General features: G+C 58.9%; 14 protein-coding genes and 1 pseudogene. 7 read left to right on the top strand and 8 right to left on the bottom strand.

Annotated features, from left to right (window positions below; translation table 11 throughout):
• The first annotated feature begins 227 nt into the window (after positions 1–227).
• Entirely contained in the window at positions 228–455 is a 228-nt protein-coding gene (locus tag ABR948_RS23320; protein ID WP_428122596.1) for a hypothetical protein, read from the top strand.
• Between the two features lie 155 nt (positions 456–610).
• Here ABR948_RS23320 and ABR948_RS23315 read toward each other — a convergent pair whose 3' ends face one another.
• From ABR948_RS23315 to ABR948_RS23290, 6 genes are all read right to left on the bottom strand, one after another.
• Entirely contained in the window at positions 611–2,101 is a 1,491-nt protein-coding gene (locus ABR948_RS23315) for an efflux transporter outer membrane subunit (RefSeq protein WP_428122594.1), read from the bottom strand.
• A 3-nt stretch (positions 2,102–2,104) separates the two neighbouring features.
• On the bottom strand, positions 2,105–3,334 hold the full coding sequence (locus tag ABR948_RS23310; protein WP_428122591.1) for an HlyD family secretion protein: 1,230 nt from the start codon (positions 3,332–3,334) through the stop codon (positions 2,105–2,107).
• Positions 3,335–3,342: 8 nt separating this feature from the next.
• Entirely contained in the window at positions 3,343–4,896 is a 1,554-nt protein-coding gene (locus tag ABR948_RS23305) for an MFS transporter (RefSeq protein WP_428122589.1), read from the bottom strand.
• A gap of 422 nt (positions 4,897–5,318) precedes the next feature.
• Positions 5,319–5,612, bottom strand: a complete 294-nt coding sequence (locus ABR948_RS23300; RefSeq protein ID WP_428122588.1) for a porin family protein — start codon at positions 5,610–5,612, stop codon at positions 5,319–5,321.
• Between the two features lie 734 nt (positions 5,613–6,346).
• Complete coding sequence (locus ABR948_RS23295) at positions 6,347–7,138, bottom strand: transglutaminase-like cysteine peptidase (protein ID WP_428122585.1); 792 nt, start codon at positions 7,136–7,138, stop codon at positions 6,347–6,349.
• A 193-nt stretch (positions 7,139–7,331) separates the two neighbouring features.
• Positions 7,332–7,574, bottom strand: coding sequence for a hypothetical protein (locus tag ABR948_RS23290; RefSeq protein ID WP_428122583.1), 243 nt, complete (start codon positions 7,572–7,574; stop codon positions 7,332–7,334).
• Positions 7,575–8,358: 784 nt separating this feature from the next.
• On the opposite strand from ABR948_RS23290, the gene ABR948_RS23285 reads away from it, so the two are divergent.
• Together ABR948_RS23285 and ABR948_RS23280 are read left to right on the top strand one after the other, a co-directional pair.
• Complete coding sequence (locus ABR948_RS23285) at positions 8,359–9,210, top strand: sensor histidine kinase (RefSeq protein WP_428122580.1); 852 nt, start codon at positions 8,359–8,361, stop codon at positions 9,208–9,210.
• A gap of 895 nt (positions 9,211–10,105) precedes the next feature.
• Entirely contained in the window at positions 10,106–10,351 is a 246-nt protein-coding gene (locus ABR948_RS23280) for a hypothetical protein (RefSeq protein WP_428122578.1), read from the top strand.
• Positions 10,352–10,830: 479 nt separating this feature from the next.
• On the opposite strand, the gene ABR948_RS23275 is transcribed toward ABR948_RS23280, so the two are convergent.
• Positions 10,831–11,274, bottom strand: a complete 444-nt coding sequence (locus ABR948_RS23275; protein ID WP_428122598.1) for a caspase family protein — start codon at positions 11,272–11,274, stop codon at positions 10,831–10,833.
• 11 nt (positions 11,275–11,285) lie between these two features.
• Here ABR948_RS23275 and oxlT point away from each other — a divergent pair.
• Together oxlT and ABR948_RS23265 are read left to right on the top strand one after the other, a co-directional pair.
• A pseudogene (gene oxlT, locus ABR948_RS23270) lies at positions 11,286–12,335 on the top strand (oxalate/formate MFS antiporter); the annotation flags it as partial.
• A 126-nt stretch (positions 12,336–12,461) separates the two neighbouring features.
• A complete protein-coding gene (locus ABR948_RS23265) occupies positions 12,462–14,051 on the top strand; it encodes a gamma-glutamyltransferase family protein (protein WP_428122576.1) in 1,590 nt (529 codons plus the stop codon).
• Between the two features lie 363 nt (positions 14,052–14,414).
• Here ABR948_RS23265 and ABR948_RS23260 read toward each other — a convergent pair whose 3' ends face one another.
• Positions 14,415–14,849, bottom strand: coding sequence for a hypothetical protein (locus ABR948_RS23260; RefSeq protein ID WP_428122574.1), 435 nt, complete (start codon positions 14,847–14,849; stop codon positions 14,415–14,417).
• Between ABR948_RS23260 and ABR948_RS23255 the strand changes: the two genes are divergently transcribed.
• Positions 14,836–15,924: an amidohydrolase family protein gene (locus ABR948_RS23255; RefSeq protein ID WP_428122571.1), complete on the top strand. Its 1,089-nt coding sequence runs from the start codon at positions 14,836–14,838 to the stop codon at positions 15,922–15,924. The two genes, ABR948_RS23260 and ABR948_RS23255, sit on opposite strands and share 14 nt — an antisense overlap.
• Positions 15,925–16,358: 434 nt before the next feature.
• The coding region (locus tag ABR948_RS23250) for a cytosine deaminase (protein ID WP_428122569.1) at positions 16,359–17,600 on the top strand (1,242 nt) is incomplete at its 3' end.

Below are 17,600 nucleotides of genomic sequence, written 5' to 3'. Positions count from 1 at the left end.
GCCACCGACATTAAATTTTGGTTTAGGAAGCCAAATTTTCATGGCGTCATGAGTTGCGTGCAGCGCTGCCAGCGGATTACTGCCTCAGGCTTAGAAATTCTGATGAAGCCCCCGCGCGAAGAAATAAAAATTGTTTTTTAATTGAGAACTTTGCGCCCGGCAGCACCTCCCATTGTGATGCGAAGGTCGCAATCCGCGATTTTCCGCGAACAAGAATGGAGATGACAATGCGAAAGAAAGTTCTCACCCTGCTCGTTGTTCCGCTAATTGCTGTATTAACCGCGCAAGCGGCGGCGGCCTCCGAACACCACGACGCCCGAGCGAAGGACCGCGCGGCGGCTTGGAAGCAACTGCAAAACAGCAATGCTTATGCCGCACCCGACTATACCGCAGAGCAGTCGTACTGGACGAATTACGCCAATGGCGAGATGGCGTCGGGACCCGCTGGTCGGTGACCTACGACGTATCGAAGAAAACGGCTCCGGCATTTGCCGGGGCTGTTCTCGACTAAGGTCTCGATAAGCCGGCGCCGGACTCCCCACTCGCCGAAATGTCCTGGTTTTGAATCGAGACAGCGACCGCCCGAATTTAGAGATCTGGCGGCGGCGTTTTATGGTGTTGCGGTCTGTCGCCGCGCGCGATCTGCACCATCGGGGACATCCGCGACCTCCCATCCTCCGCCGAGGGCACGATAGAGATTGACCAGATCTACCGCGATCTGTGTATCGCTGTCCGCAAGATCGTTTTCGCTCTGCAGCAACTGCGCTTGTGTCGAGTTGACGTTCAAGAACGCGATCGCTCCCTCCGAATAACGCTGTCGGGCGGCTTGCAGCGCGGCCTGATTCTGAGCGACAGCGCGGGCGACATCGGTACGTCGGCGTTGCGCTTCGCCATAGGCGGTCAGCGCGTTGTCGACCTCTTGCCAGGCCCGCAATACCGTCTTTTGGAATGCGATAGCCGCCTCCCGCTGTCGCGACTCGCGCAGCGCCAGCGTACCCCGCAGCCGGCCTCCTTCGAAGATTGGAATGGAAACAGCCGGCCCCACGCTGAATGCGGTCGACGCCGGGGAAAACAGATTGGTCAGGTGCAAGCTTTCCGCGCCGACCGCCCCGTTCAAGGCCACGTCCGGGTAAAAGCTGGCCACCGCGACGCCTGTCTGCGCGGTGGCTTCATGCAATTGCGCCTCGGCCTCGCGCACATCGGGACGGCGGCGCACCAGCGTTCCGGACAGCCCCACGGGCACCCGCCGCGGCACGCGCGGGAGCGCGCGCGGCCTGCGCAATTCACTTTCAAGCGCACGAGGCGCTTCGCCCAGCAGCAGCCCCACCGCGTTGATGAGTTCTGCCTCCTGGGTTCTCAGCGGCGGCAAGGTTGCGGCGATGGTGGCCTGCTGCGCGCCGGCTTGCGCCAAATCGAGCGTGGTGGCGACCCCATTGCCAAAACGTGCGTTGACCAAATCGACGTTTTGCTCCGCCAGACGGAGGTTGCGCCTGGCGATTGCAAGACGGTTCTGCGTTCCGCGCAATTGTATGTAGGTTTGCGCCAGCTCGGCCAACGCCGCGAGCGCGACGCCGTGCCGGTTCTCCACTGCGGCCAAGGCGCTGGCGTCGGCGGCTTCCACGGCGCGACGAACGCGACCGAACAGGTCCAACTGCCATGATGACGTCACGCCATCGTGAAACAGGCTGTACTCCAGTGGCGCGCCGGGCGCGGGCGTGAGCAGAGAGAGCGTGCCATTCGGACTCTGTCGGTTATAGGTGCTGGATGATTGCCCCTCGATGTGGGGTAATCCTTGAGAGACTGCGACTTGGCGCTGGGCCACGCTTTGGATCACGCGTTCCGCCGCTGTCTTGAGGTCGAGGTTTTGGGCCACCAGCCTTTCGACGAGCGAGGACAGATGAGGGTCCTGGAAGCTCTTCCACCAGGTCTGGTCGATCTCGCCCTCGACCGTACGGCTGGGCACGCTCGGGGTCTCTGGCGACGTGCGCCTTGGCACCTCGGCCATCTCTGGACCCTGATAGTCCGGCCCGACGGTACAACCCGTCAATCCAACGCCGAGCATCGGGACGGACAGGTATGCCATCAACGGCAACACACGCATCGATCAGGGTCCGGTCACCAGCTTGGTTGATCTGATCTGTTCGTACACGACATCCTCGAGGCCGGTGTGGATGGTGGTTTCCACGGACAGGCCGACACGCAGGAGCTTGGCCAGAGACTGTCCGGACGATACCACGATCTTAACGGGCAGTCGCTGAACGATCTTGGTAAAATTGCCCGTGGCATTGTTCGGTGCGATCGGCGCAAACGAAGTCCCAGAGGCCGGAGGAATGCTGTCCACTGTTCCGCGGAGGTCTATGTTATAGGCGTCCAGATGGATGGTTACGGGCTGGCCACTGCGGACGTGCCGCAGCTCCACTTCGCGATAGTTCGCCTCGATATAGACCTGGTCGAGCGGCACCACGGTCATCAATGTCGCCCCGGGGCTCACGTAGTTGCCGACTTGTACCGATCGCTCCCCCACGGTTCCGTCAATCGGAGCCAGAATCTGTGTATAGGACAGATTGAGCCTGGCCTGATCGAGCTGCGCCTGGTCCAGCTTGACGGTGGCCTCCGCTGCGGACATCTGCGCCGTCAGCACGTCCAGTTGCCGGCGCGCCGCGTCGAGTGATGCCTGAGAACTATCCAGCGACGCCTGATCCTGCTGCAGAGCAGTGTCGGCCTGCTGATGCTCCTGCATCGTGCCTGCTCCCGTCACGGCGAGATTGCCGTAGCGGCGCGCGTTGGCCTGCGCGAAGTCGAGCTTGGCCCGCACTGAAGTGACGGCGGATTGCTGCTCTGCAATGATCGAGGGCTGGCGGGCCACATTAGCGGATACTTCGCCAAACTGAGCCATATCCCGCGCAAGCGCCGCTTCGGCGGTCGCCACGGCGGTCTGACTATCGCGTGGGTCGAGGGTTGCAAGCAGCTGTCCAGCCTTGACCGCGTCATTGTCGTCGACCGCCACTGCGGCAACCTGACCGGAGATGCGCGGTGCGATCGAGGCATAATGGACCATCACATAGGCATCGTCCGTCCAGACATCCGGGCATGGCCGGAAGATGATGTACAGGACCAACGCTGCAAAGATCGCCACGATGAATCCGACAAGAACGAGGGGCCAGCGCGGAAGAGGCGCGGGAAACGTGTCGACTTCCTGCACCTTTCCATCGTTGGACTTTCGATCCCTCGGCTGAGATTTCTGTTCGTCCTTGAGCGGCGGAACTGCGGCTGGCTTCTCGTCCCCCTCCGGCTCGGCTCGGCGCTTGTCGAGTTTGGCTACAATCTCTACCATGCAGCCTCCTATTGCTTCGCGAGGTGGATACGCGGCGGCATGGTACGGACCGGTAACGTCATCACCACGATCATCATGAACACGGTCAGAGCCGCGAGGATCAGAAACGTATCGCTGGTCGACAAAATCGTTACCTGCTGCTCCACGACGTGTTGGAAGGCTTCCAGACTTTTCGGCACGCGAGGCTGGCCGTCCGGCAGCAGCAGCGGCGGATACTGCGGGAGCACGCCGTTGCTCTGGATCACTCGCCAGCGGTCCTGGCCGGCCTCATCGATGATACGGTCGGAATGCAGCGCATTGCGCCAACGATCGATCAGCTCCAGGAACCATGCACCCGTTGCCTCGGCGAGGGCGCGCGATGTGTTGACCATCGCCGACGCGAAAGGGCCTTCCGCCGGGCCGGCAACAGTATTGGTGGTCATCATCAGCAGCGGCATGATCACCATCGGCTGACCTATCGCTTGGAGCAGCTGCCATACATAGAATTGATCCCGGTTCCAATAGACCGTGAGAAAAGACGAACCAACGCAAGATGCAAGGATCAACCCCAGCCCTGCGACACTGACAAGGCGCGAGTCGACCCGCTTGTAATCCAGCAGCAACGCCATGGCGGGCAGCATCACGAGTTGCAGCGCCGCGATCTCCAGCGTGATCAGGTTCGATTGCAACGGTCTGTAACCCTGAACTTCCTGCAAGTATCGCAGGGGCACGGTTGAGCCGGATTGGCTGATGATCAAAAACAGGAACAGACCGAGCGCACCGTAGGCGAAGTTGCGCCGGCCGAGCATCTGCAGCTTGAGAAGCGGCAAAGGGTGAAACCACTCATTGACCAGCAACAACGGGATGGCGAAGGCGCTCACCAGCGCTAGAACGCAGATCAGACTTGAATTGAACCAGTCCAGCCGGTTGCCCTGATACAACATCGTGCTCAAGGCTCCGGTCCCAATCACCAGAAGCAGCACGCCGCGCCAGTCCAGCATTCGGAACCGTTCATATTTCGGCTGGTCCTGATACAGACAGTACCAGACGAGAACGCCGGCCAGCGAGCAGAGCGGGATCGCCTCCAAGAACACGATGCGCCAGTCAACGATATCCGTCCAAAGCGCGGTCACCGTCGCAGCCAGCGCGGGCGTGAAGGTTGCGGTCAAAGCGTAGACGGCCAAGCCGTAAAGCCGAATGTTCGGCGTGAGGACGCGAAAAGCCGTGGTCATCAGGAGAGGGATGATCAGGCCTCCCGCGAGCCCCTGCAGCAGCCGCAGAGCGTAGATCGCCTCGATATTCGGACTGAACGGGATCAGAACGCTCGAAGCTCCGCACAGCGCGATCGCAAAAAGTGTCCAACGCCTAAGTGTGAAGGTCATCGCCAACCATGGCGAAATCGCCATGCCGACGATCTCGGCCCACACGTACAAGCTTTCAATCCAGGTACTCGAATCGTGGCTGATCCCGAGCGCTCCCCGGACGTCGATCAGCGCAATGCCTGTGACCTGATCGTTAAACTCGGACGTCATGGCCGCGATGAGGACGCCGCCAAGGCCAACAAAAGGTTTGATATCTACCAAGTCCTCGGGCTCTCTCAAACAAGCTATGAGTACGAATGATCCAGAGCAGCAAATCGGACCACCCAAGGCCCCATAATCCAAGGCTCCCATAATCAAAGGGAAGCGCTTCGATCATGGTTTTGAACCCGCCTGCAATGGACATAATGCTGCCGGCGCAACCGAATATTCTATCAAGAGATGGTTGCCATCCTTGTGAGTAAGATGATCCGCATTGCCCGGGAGTTCGATTAAAAAGGGATTTAGCAACTATCACTTGATGTGACGAAGGAGTGTGCGGGCTTGGCAACTACGGTACAACACCACCCTGCCCCTCTTAGGGTTGGGATGATGTTGTACCGTAGGGAGAAGGAAAATTCGGATTTTGCAGAGCTTGCTGAGGGCGAGTTGCTTCCAGAGTTATTTTGAAAGCGGCCATCCGGCCGTCAGTCCGCCGGGTGAAGGGAGGGGTCTTCACCGCCCACTCTCGATTTGTCGCGTCCACTGAAGCCAAAGTCCTCGACGTTCCGGCGCTCTTCATTCGTCAAAGCATGTCGACAGAAGGGCGTTCCCGACTGATCATACGCGTCGCGAAACTTCTGATCATACGCTTCACGATAGTTCGTGACGGGCTGCGACTCCTGACCGTAGCCCGGCCCGATTGCACTCTGAGCAAAAACCGGCGTGGCGAATGCGGCGGAAAGAATTGCGACAGCACTTAGCGTTTTCATTTTGGTCATTGGGGTTCTCCTATTCCTGGTTTGTGTGACAAGCCAGACATAGGAATCCATTTCGTCATCACCGCTAAATTCCTCGTTAGAAACTTCAACCGAACGTCAGGCATGCTTGAACGCGGCCGCCCGATTCGACCGCAACAAACGGCCGCAGATAATCGATCATAACGTTCTACTCGCACGCTAATCACGCCCGTTTGAAGTTTCTAACAGGCGATTTAGCGGCGATGCCGAACCGCGCCCCTATATCAGCTGTACACCAACGCGCTGGTGTTCGTTCACAGTGAACAGGAGAAATTACAATGAGCTTCAAATTAATTGGAGCGGCAGCACTTTCGCTTGTGCTGGCGACTCCGGCGATGGCAATGCACCAACGCTATCACCACAACGACGGTCGAGTCTTTTACAGTCAGTTGCCTGTCCGAGATACGCTAGAAAACGGTGACCGCTCGGCTAACGGAGCCTTCAACTTCTACCCCCGAGACGAGTTCTCCCCTGACTACGACGGGTCGTCAGGTCCCGCGGGGTACGACCCGGTGCCACCGAGCGCGAATGGCGGTTGATTGAAGACCTGCATCGCCGCGCGGTGCAACCGCCGCACTGAGGCGCCGTGCGGCGGGCGCGGCATTTCTGCGGCCGGAACGGATTCTCACCAAAGTACCGCGAACGGAAGTGCCGCGTGGCGCAGCGCATTCACACGACTGAATGATACCGCGTTCAACCTGCAATCAGCTTCCAGGTTAGTAAAAGCCAGACGCTTGCGGGCGCCTGTCTCGATTTGCCGTGACAAAACGTCGTGTGCCGTTCTGATCGAGCACGAATTTTGGGACGGATCCGACCATCTCCGTATCGCGCACCAGCGCGAGGCGGCGGTTGTCCAGGATCAGCCACTGCCCAGTCACGCGCGCGGCTACGACCGCATGGTCCTCCTTCGGCAGGAGGTTTCGCAAGATAACGATCTTCACATCGTCACGGGACAGGCCGGCCTGTAGCAGCGCGACATACTTCACGATCGCATAGTCCTCGCAATCACCGCGTTGGGTTTGCAGAGTCTCGAAGGGAGAGCTCCAGTGGTCCAACACGCCCCATTGCACCTCATCGCTGGTGGGCATGATGTAAAGATTGACCGCTCGGTTAATCAAGCCGACACGGGCGAGGCTCGAGCGGCCGGCGCCTTCAGCAACGATATCGGCCAGATTTTGTGCGACGACGGGGCATGCTTCTTGCGAGCGGCAGCGAGCCAATACCTGTTGTTCACGATCGATCTCGGCTTCGACGGCGCGCCATTTTGTCGCGACCTCTCCGGCGACGGGTTCGGCTTCCATGCCAAATAGCGGCGGTGCTCGCTGATCGCTCTCCGTCGCAGAGTCTTGTCGTACGACCTGCAGTGAGACGTCAATGAACGCGGCTGATTCGAGAAAATCCTCGTGGCAAGGAACGATATCGCCCCCCGATTGCGGCGGCGTCAGAAGCATCGCGCCTGAAGCGGCGAAACTAAACGCGCCGACGATGATAGCTGTGCGAAGTCGCATGACTATTCCGTAACTCGGATCTGACAAGACGGCCTGCTACGAACTCGTTTCGGGTTCCGCGGAACACCTCGGGGGTGCCTAAGCCCATAGGATCGCATCACCGGTCGGGCCGATGTGTCCCGGGGTAATCGCCGCGCTGATTATCAGCCTGTTGTGGCAGACGGCGGAATACATCATCACCGTCGGACACGCGCTAGTTAAAGGTGTTCCTGCGGTCGAAATCGAGATCGAGATCGTCGATGTTGTGGTCAGTGGCGAAGTCGTCCCGGGGGCTGAAGTTGTAGGCTCCATAAGTCGAGCCGTAGCTATATTTTGGCGCAGCTCGCTCGGGCAACTCACTGCGAATGACCTGACCGTAGCGTTGGTGCATTGCCATCGCCGGCGTCGCGAGCATGAGCAAAAATGTAGCCGCTCCAATCAATCTGAGGTTCATCATAACACATTCTCCTATCCATCGCTGAGATAGGAGTGCTTTTCGTCATCACCGTTAAATAGCATGTTAGCAACTTCAAACGGGCGTGATCGGCGAGCCCGCGGCGTCAACGCCACGCACAGCATCCAGCGCACCTATGCGCCCGATTTCCAAGACGACATCGATGGCCCCATGGCCTCGCAGGCAATAGGCACCTCTCACGATTTCGCCAGATCGAAGAACTTTCGGCGGCCGTGGCCGGCAGACCGCTTCAAGCGCCGGCTTCCTTTGAGCCTTATGGAGTGTCCGGGCCGAGCTGAACGAACAGCTGCCGGGGGTAAAAGCAGATCACGTTCAGGTGCGGCGGGTGCTCCTCAACTTAATCACAAATCGATTCGACGACCGCCAAGGATGGCGCGCGAGTGCTTTGCATGAAATCCCGTATTCACGACCCCAGCGGCGTAATGGTGTCCGTGGCGCACAGCGGAACGGGAGTCGAGCCGAAAGCTCGCCGCTAAAGTCCAGAAGGGTGGGACGTGAACGGCAAGCAACAAACCTCCGTATAGGTCACCTATCCTTTTCTATACCACCGTATGATTGAGGCTCAATCTCGATCATTTAATCTAGCTATCAACGTCGAGATGCACGCGGTGAAGCGGCTCCTGACGATTCTGACGCATGACAAGGTAATCATCCACGCTGCGCTTTCGACAATGGCAACGACGGATATTTTGTCATCACCAGGAGGATCAAAATGGGCGGGGTTTTCGTGGACCAACACCAGGCTACTCGGCTGGACAGGTCGAGTATGAAAGCGTTCCCCAAAAACTTTGGATGGCCGGATCTGAACACCGCCCTGAGGCCGCTTGATGGGCACGCGGCCATCAAAACGTTTGAAGAGCGAATATCCCTGCGCAATCTCGCCAGATCGCCTAACGCAGCTGGGCCGACGTCGGAGGCAGCCGGTGACCTCGCGGTCCAAAGTGGTCGCGATGAGCGCTTCTTCGTACACAATGGAACTGTTCACGATATCAGAAACATCCTACAGGTCCTCTTAAGCGGGCTTTGGGTGGCCCAGGACCGCATCCGGGAGGGGCGCGCCGGCGAGGTTCCAGAGATTTTCGGGAAAATTAGCGAAGCCGTAGACAGGGCAAACGCGCTTTTACGGCAGCTGCAGCGAATTCCACCCGCCCCTGAAAAGGGCATATCCACCGTTGACATCGGAAAGATGCTCGAAAGACTAAATGCGTCTCTCCGCTGGGCACTCGGCACGTCAAATGAGCTGGTAATCGCCGTCGCGTCGGATCTGCCGGCAATTCACTGCATCGAGAGCGAACTCGAAAACGTCGTCCTGAACCTCGTCATCAACGCTCGGGATGCCATGCCCGCGGGCGGACGGGTGACGATAGAAGCAATTCGCGACGCGAGGTCGAGCGTTATTCTGCGTGTTCACGATACCGGCGCGGGGATGGATATTGACGTAGCGGCGAAAGCGTTCGACCCCTATTTTACGACGAAAAGCGCGACCAGCGGAACAGGATTGGGGCTGGCGAGAGTCGCAGCATTTGCCCGGTCGATCGAAGGCTCGGCCCGGATCGAGCACACTTCAGCGAGCGGCACCACCATGGCCCTCTATCTCCCGATCGCGTCGCGGACCTAAGTCAAGAAGTCGCTTTTTGAGCCGCTCATTCGGTGCGCCAAGCGATTCCGCACGGCCCAGATCGTCCGCCGTCAGATAGCTTGCCGATATCCCGTCAACCTCGATGGTCTTTCGCTCGATTTTGTGACCGGGTGCTCCTTAGGACTTTTCTGCCGTCCAGTATCCGGAGCATCGCGCGGCACCCGCGTGGCCGTTCCAGGTACCGCGTCCAGAGCTCTTCGTAAGCTTGCCGGAGCCGGCGGCATACTTGTCCTGGACGGCGACGGATGCGTGTACCAACCCGCTTCCTGTGACCTTACCTCTGAATCTCACGAGATTTGGGTGACTTACGAGACCATTAGAGATGTTGACGCTGAAATTGTAAGTTGGTTCACAAGCGCCTTGCCGCGTCACAAAGGTCAGACTCCACGCGCCATCGTAGTTCGGTGTTGCTGCCCGGGCGGGCGTTGTCAATAGAGCCGCTGCAGTCATGTAGATAAGGCAAGATAGTTTCATGCTAAGTCCTCTCATAGCTGCAGCAAAGGTCCTTCTAACCTACCCAATCAGAACTCTTTGCTCGTCTGCCTGCGGCGGAAAGTTGATCAAGCCCGCCAGGAGACGTGAGAGATGAACAAAGTCGCGATCGAATAACACTTGCTGTACGCGAGTGTGACTATCCGCTCATCCTCTGTATCTCCGTCTGTTGTCGGACATCGTCAGCACGTAGATGCGAAGGAACCACGGATTATTTGCCGTTTTGCAAATCGCGCGATGCTCTACACCGGAACCTAAAGCGGCCGGAGCGTCAAGATTCGTTCGTCGTCATTAGCAAAAAACCGGTGAGGGTCGCTCCGACACCGAACGCCAACGCAAACGAACCTATGAAGACAATCATCGTAGTTCTGGGATCTTCGCTGTGATCGATCAACGCCTTGACGCCGAACCCGTCGATGAAGGTCAGCACGAAGGTGAACGCCAAGCCGATGGCAACACCCATAGCGGCGTGACTGCCCAACTCAAGCAGCGCCGACGGTTGAAGCTCCCTAAAACGCCTTTTTCCGTGCATTACCGCATCCCCTCGGAAACCATGATCATTCAAATCCGAAAACAACACTCTGCGGAAAACCTAGGCAAAAAATCTCCCCGCACCATTAAATTGTGATTCAGAAAGCGAGGTTGATTTTAGGCCGCAGCTCAATTTGCTACCGCTTCAGTTATGTTTGGTTCCAAGAACTTTCTCTCGAACGTCGGCGTACGGATCTAATCGTGCGCTACAAAGTACCGACGTGCTTTACGACCGCCATCTTACATTTCAGGCGATCGAAGAAGTTAAGATGATTCCGCAGCAATATCTCTGCGTCACATGCGGTGCTCCGATCTGCTGGCGAAAAAGTCGACTGCGTACTTCTTCTCCGGCAGCCTATGGCCGTTCGCCGCAAATGCCTCGCCGAAAGCATTGCGGGGACCACCACCGGCTGGATTCCTATGGCCGTTCGCCGCAAATGCCTCGCCGAAAGCATTGCGGGGACCACCACCGGCTGGATTCTAGTGGTACGCACCACAGGCTTTTCCTGTTTGCCCGGCGTATGCGGGCAACGCGGTAGCAGGCTTAGGCCTGACGGATTGATAGAACATGATCGTTCAGTTCTCATTATGAGTGGCTGGCGCACCAAGGTTAACATCCTCGACCAGGGACGACGACACCTTCGGTACCTGTTCGCCGTGAGATTTCCGAGCCACATCCAACAACGCGTCGTTAAAAATAGCGTCGATGCTGCCGCCTGGCGCACTCAGCTTTTTGAGTAGCTCCGATACCAGAACGCTGTTCCAGCCACTTGAATCATAAGCAATTTGATCAGGCAACTCGGACGTGACGACCAACGCATTGTCGGGAGCATCGATCGGAGCCAATCCGTGTGAATATTCGCGGAAGCGTCGTTCGAACGGGTTGCGACGCGACGCGTCAATCACAACGATCTCGGCGCCTCCGCAAGCCTGATTGAGTTGCGACAACAATGGTTCAATACCGACACCATCGCGCTCTACATCGGACTCGCTCCAAATCTTCGCATCGACCGGGATCATAAAATTTTCTCTATCGACCTGAATTGCGTATCCACCGTAGAACAGCACCATGCGGTCTCGGCTGGGTGCTCTCCGCGCAGATCACTTCGCTGACCGGACTTTATGCAACCTATGGCTTATTTTGCGGAATCGGCACCGGCCTCGTTTATGTCGGTATCGTCGGCCTAATGGTGCGCTGGTTTCCGGACAAGCGCGGTTTCGCAACCGGCATGGTCGCCGCCGGTTACGGCTTCGGCGCGATCCTGACCACATTCCCGATTTCGGACATGCTGGCAACATCGAGCTATCAGAGCACACTGACGACATTCGGCGCCATCCTTGGAACCGTCGGCTTTCTGGCCGCTTTGGGTCTGCGCGATCCGAAGCCGGGTGAGACGAGCGGTGTCGCGGCGATGGTTTCAACCTCCACAATGAATTACGGACCAAAGCAGATGCTGAAGACGCCGATCTTCTGGCTGATGTTTCTGATGATGACGATGATGTCCACGGGCGGGCTGATGGTAATTTCGCAGTTCGCGAATTTCACGAAGGACTTCGGCGTCGCCAGCTTCGTGATCTGGGGATTTGCCGCGCTGCCTTTGGCGCTGACGATCGACCGTATCACCAACGGCCTGACGCGGCCGTTCTTCGGCTATGTGTCGGACCGCATCGGGCGCGAAAACACGATGGGCATCGCCTTTATCTTCGAAGGCCTCGCTATCGCCGCGATGCTCGCATCGCGCGACAATCCGGTCGCCTTCGTGCTGCTGTCCGGGGTGGTGTTCTTCGGATGGGGCGAAATCTTCTCGCTGTTCCCATCCACGTTGACCGATACGTTCGGCACCAAGAACGCGACCACCAATTACGGCTTCCTCTATATGGCGCAAGGCATCGGCTCGGTGCTCGGCGGACCAGTCGCGGCGCTGATCCACGAGTCGTCCGGAAGCTGGCTGCCGGTGTTCAGCATCATCATCGCGATGGACATCTTGACCGGTCTGCTGGCGCTGTTCGTGCTCAAGCCGTTGCGATCGTCCTGGTTTCAGGGAACGTTCAGCGGCGCGAAAATGGCGCCTGCAGAATAAACTTTCGATGCCCCTGGAAATGCCCGGCCTCGTGCCGGGCATTTTTCGTTTTGTCATGCGCACTATTTTCGCATAGACAAGGCCCGCTCCTACGACTGCGTTCCCCACGACAGATGGAATTGAACGATGCTCAATACGCCACGCTCACGCCGCGGCATGGTCACCTCGCCGCATCATCTGGCCAGCGAAGCGGGACTGAGGGTGCTACGCGAAGGCGGCAACGCCATCGAGGCGACGCTGGCGATGGCAGCGAGTTTGCCCGTGGTCTATCCGCACATGAATTCGCTCGGCGGCGACGGTTTCTGGCTGATCTCGAAGGACGGCAAGCCGCCGATTGCGATCGATGCCTGCGGTACGGCGGCGCAAGCGGCGACAGTCGAATTCTACAAACGCAAAGGGTTGAGCACGATTCCGCCACGCGGCCCCCTCGCCGCAAATACCGTGGCAGGTACATTATCCGGCTGGGCCGAAGTCATCGCCATCGACAAGGAGATGGGTGGCAAGCTGCCACTGTCACGGCTCGTCGAGGACGCGGTATGGTCTGCCGAAAATGGATTTGCGGTAACCGCCACGCAGGAACAACTGACGCGAACAAAATTCGATGAGTTGAAGGACTCTTCCGGCTTCGTCGAAACATTCTGTCTGAACAGGAAACTGCCGAAGGAAGGCCAGCTCATGAAGCTGCCCGCGCTCGGCAAAACGCTAAAACACATCGGTCAGCATGGCCCGATGGATTTCTACACCGGCACCCTGGCAAAGGAGATCGCGGCGGATTTGAAGCGCTGCGGCTCGCCAGTAACCTTTGAGGATCTGACTGCGCAGAAAGCGCAGCGGCGCGAAGCTTTGTCGGTCGCGGTTAAAGACGCCACGCTTTATAACTTCCCGCCGCCGACGCAAGGCCTCGCATCGCTGATGATAATCGCGATCTTCGAACGGCTTAAGATTCAGGAAGCCGAGACGTTTGAATATCTGCACGGCATTGTGGAGGCGACCAAGCAGGCGTTTATGGTGCGAGACCGCATCGTCGGCGATCCGGCACTAATGAAGGAACAAGCTGAGCACTATCTGACGCCGGATATTCTCGACGAACTCGCCTCCCGCGTGTCGTACAAGCATGCGCTGGCGTGGCCGGTGCCGGCCAATCGCGGCGACACGGTCTGGCTCGGCGCCATAGACCAGGACGGCATCGCGGTGAGCTTTATCCAGAGCATCTATTTCGAATTCGGTTCGGGCTGCGTGCTAGAGAATTCGGGCATCATCTGGCAGAACCGCGGATCGAGTTTTCTTCTCGATGGCAACGGGCCGCGTGTGCTCAAGCCGGGCCGCAAACCCTTTCACACACTCAATCCGGCGATGGCGTTGTTCAACGATGGGCGGCGAATGGTCTATGGCAATATGGGCGGCGAAGGTCAGCCACAAAGCCAATCAGCGGTGTTCTCGCGATACGCGATGTTCGGGGTAGGATTGCAGGCGGCGATTACCGCGCCCAGATGGTTGCTCGGCAAGACCTGGGGCGACTCAACCGTGACGCTGAAACTGGAATCTCGTTTTGATCCACTCGTCGTGCAGGCGATGCGCGATGCCGGCCACAACGTCGAAATGCTGGAAGATTTCACGTCAACGATGGGCCATGCCGGCGCGGTGGTGAGGCATGCGGATGGAATGTTCGAAGGCGCAACCGACCCGCGCAGTGATGGCGCGGCGATGGGATTTTAATTCACGTATTTCCTGCATGCCACTGCATTTGCCAATACTCCAGTTGTATCTTAAGGGTGAAATACAAGCATGCGAGGCATATGCCCACTGCCGGAGCGTGGTTCTCTCGATAGCAAGCGCGAGTAAAGATAGCGCGGCCTTCTGGAGTGCTATCGGTCGGCAAACGACTGCCTCGAGTCACACGGGGCCGCCTATTGCACCCGCGATCTCAATAAACTCTACCACAGCCCCTTCATGCCGATGGAGGACACCCCATGACCGCGATTTCCAACGCTGACTCCCGACCACCTTGCCTCGCGTTCATTTGGCGCACTGGCGCGAGCGGCGCCATTTTAGAAGCAGCGGCGAGACCGCACATGAATATCAGTGGGTGTCGAAGATCTTCTGATAGGCCGCGACAGCCGTCCTGATTGAAGAAAGCTCGGCCGGCGTCGGCTTATCTGGATTCTTCGCCGGCGGCAGACTGCCGAATTTCAGCAGGCAGGCCATTAGCAGCATGCGGGCCTTTGTCGCCGTCAGATTGGAGCCCGCGATGAAATACTCATCCGGGTCGGCGAAACCTTCCGGGTTACCGCGACCCACGCGTACTGCGGGAAGTCCGCTGTGGATGGCCTTTCGCAGCACCCGTTGCCGGACCGACGACGTCATCTTGCCATAGGGCGTAGTACCTTCGATGACGAAGCCGGCGAGACGATTGGTCTCGAGCTTTCGCGCCAGCAACGCAACCAGGTCGGCCGTGACGGCGGGATCGTCGAGATATTCCTCGGCGTAAAAGCCACCATCCTTGACGATTGCCACCGAAGGGATGCGCGCCGTGCTGGCGCCGATGGTGGCGGACCATAGTTTCTACGAAGCCATCCCGGGCCTTCGCGACGCCCTGCCCGACGATCTCAGGCAGAAGGTCGATACGCTGAGGCTTGGGCCCAGCGATCGGACGATCGCCGCCATTGGATCGATCCTCGATCGCTGGACATGGTCGTCGCAGGACATTCGGCCCGCGGTTGCCCCCACGATTCCTATTCACTGCAGCGACAGCTTCATGTGCGACTGCTCGCGACTGGCGCGGGAATATGGCGTCGCCATGCACAGTCACGTCGGTGAAAGCAAAGTGCAGGCCGTGGTCGGTATGGAGCGTTACGGCAAGTCGCTGATCTCGCATCTCGACGGGTTGGGCCTGATCGACGAGAATTTTACGGCGGCCCATGCGGTGTGGCTGGACGACGATGATTTCCGCTTGATGGCGGATCGCGGCGCATCGCTGGCTCACAATGCCGGTAGCAACATGCGGCTTGGCAACGGTCACTTTCGACTGCGTCGCGCGCTCGACATCGGCGTCAACGTCGGTATCGGTACCGACGGAGCGAATTGCTCCGACAACCAGAATATGTACGAGGCCATGCGTTACGCGTCGATGGTCTCGAAGGTGCAGGGCCCCGATCCGCGCGGCTGGGCGACGGTCGAGGAGATCTATCATGCCGCGACGGTCGGTTCAGCGCAGGCGCTCGGGCTTTCCAACGCCGGCTTGCTGGCCCCGGGCTACAAGGCCGACATCGTCTTTGTGGATCTCGGAGCCATCAACTGGATTCCGCACAACTGGACCGTCAATCAGCTCGTCCATGTCGAGGATGCAACGTCGGTGCGCCACGTGATGATCGGTGGGACCTTTGTGGTTCGCGACGGGCGTCTGCTAACCCTGGATATGGCAAAGCTGGCACGAGAAGCCGAGGCGGCGCGCGATCGTCTCGAAAATCTCAACGCCGAGTGGCGCGATCTCTTCGTCCGCCTTGAGCCAGTCGTTTCCTCATTCTGCCCTGGCCTGGCGGCGCGTCCCTACCTAATCAATCGCTATCTCTGCGACGAGATTCGCGTCTGACTCGTATGAGCTCCTCCCCAATTCTCGGTACCAGAGACTTCAACGATGGCGCCACTGATCACACGGGAACAGCTCCTGCCCTTCGGCGCGGAGCACATCGTTCTTGCTGTTGACAGCGCGCCATGTCCCTGAAGGACTCAGCCTTTATCGAAAAAGGAAAGCCAGCTGACCAACGGCACCTTTGCCGACTATTTCCTGCCCGTAGCCGCCGATCTTCCTGAGATAGTCGGGGAACATGTCGAAACGCCCCTGGCCGCATACGAGCTTGGGCGCGAAGGGAGCCGGTGAGGTAGGCACCACCGGCGCCGTCGGTGCCAACATGAAAGCGGTGAATGACGCGATTCGCCTGCTCGGCGCCTGCATCAACGAAGTGCCGATGACACCACTGCGACTCTTGAAAGCGTTGAGACGACTATGAAGCAAGGAAATTGGCAATGAAAGTGAGCAAGAACTGGCCCGAGGGCGATCGCATTCATGTATCGAATGTGAATGTGCCGGCAAGCCTTCTCGACGAGCGCGCGCCCGCGTCCGCCGATGCTGAGGGACTGAAAAAAGTGGACTTCGTCGTCGACAGAGGAAAGCTTGCAGAAATCCTGCCGGCCGGAGCGCCGGCTGTCGCACCGGTCTTTGACGCAGACGGCGGACAGGCGTGGCCGCCGTTTGCCGATCTCCACACCCATCTGGACAAAGGTCAGATATGGCCACGCGCAAGCAATCATGACGGTACGATCGAAACCGCCCGCGCCAAGTCCCGTGCCGATACGGCCGCGAATTGGAGCGCCAAAGATGTGGAAGCGCGCTTCGAATTTGCGCTGAAGGCGGCTTATGCCTATGGCACCTCGGCGATCCGGACGCACATAGACTGCTTCATCCCCGGCCAGGCGGAGATCAGCTTCGGCGTGTTCCGTCGTCTCCGCGACCGCTGGTCGGGGCGGATCGCCCTGCAGGCAACGTCTCTTGTCAGCCCCGAGCTCTACGACGACGCCGAGAACGCCGCGCTGGTCGACATCATCGCGGAATCCGGGGGACGGCTGGGAGGACTCACGTTCCGTCTCACTGAAGAAGAGGATCCCACCATTCTGGCAGGCAGGCTCGACAGGCTGTTCGCGCTGGCGCACTCGCGCGGCCTCGATGTCGATCTGCATGTCGACGAGACCGGCATGGCATCGTCAACCACGTTGGCGCAAATCGCCGAAGCGGTGCTGCGCAGCGGATTCCGCGGGCAGGTCGTCTGCGGGCATTGCTGCAGCCTATCGGTTCAGGAGGAAACCGTTGCCGCGCGGACGATCGGGCTCGTGCGCGAAGCCGGACTCAACATCGTCAGCCTTCCGCTCGTGAACCAGTATTTGCAGGGTCGGTTGCCCGGCGCCACGCCGCGTTGGCGCGGCATCCCGCTGCTGCGGGAACTCCGGGCGGCCGGAGTCAGCATCGCATTGGCAAGCGACAATTGCCGCGACACGTACCATCCATTCGGAGACCTCGATGCGCTTGAGGTGTTTGGTGGCGGGGTCCGCATCGGCCATCTCGACGCGGAAATGAGCGCGTGGTCAGCAGCAGTCACGAAGACGCCCGCATCGATCATCGGCGGCCGCGAGGTTGGGGTCTTGCGACCCGGGGCAAATGCCGACTTCCAGCTTTTTTCCGGTCGCGGCTTTAGCGAGTTGCTGGCACGCCGG

This window comes from Bradyrhizobium sp. (genome assembly GCF_050014615.1).
In the GTDB taxonomy this organism is placed as follows: domain Bacteria; phylum Pseudomonadota; class Alphaproteobacteria; order Rhizobiales; family Xanthobacteraceae; genus Bradyrhizobium.
The sequence above is the reverse complement of the archived record's forward strand: the minus strand, read 5'-3'. Positions and strand labels throughout refer to the sequence as shown.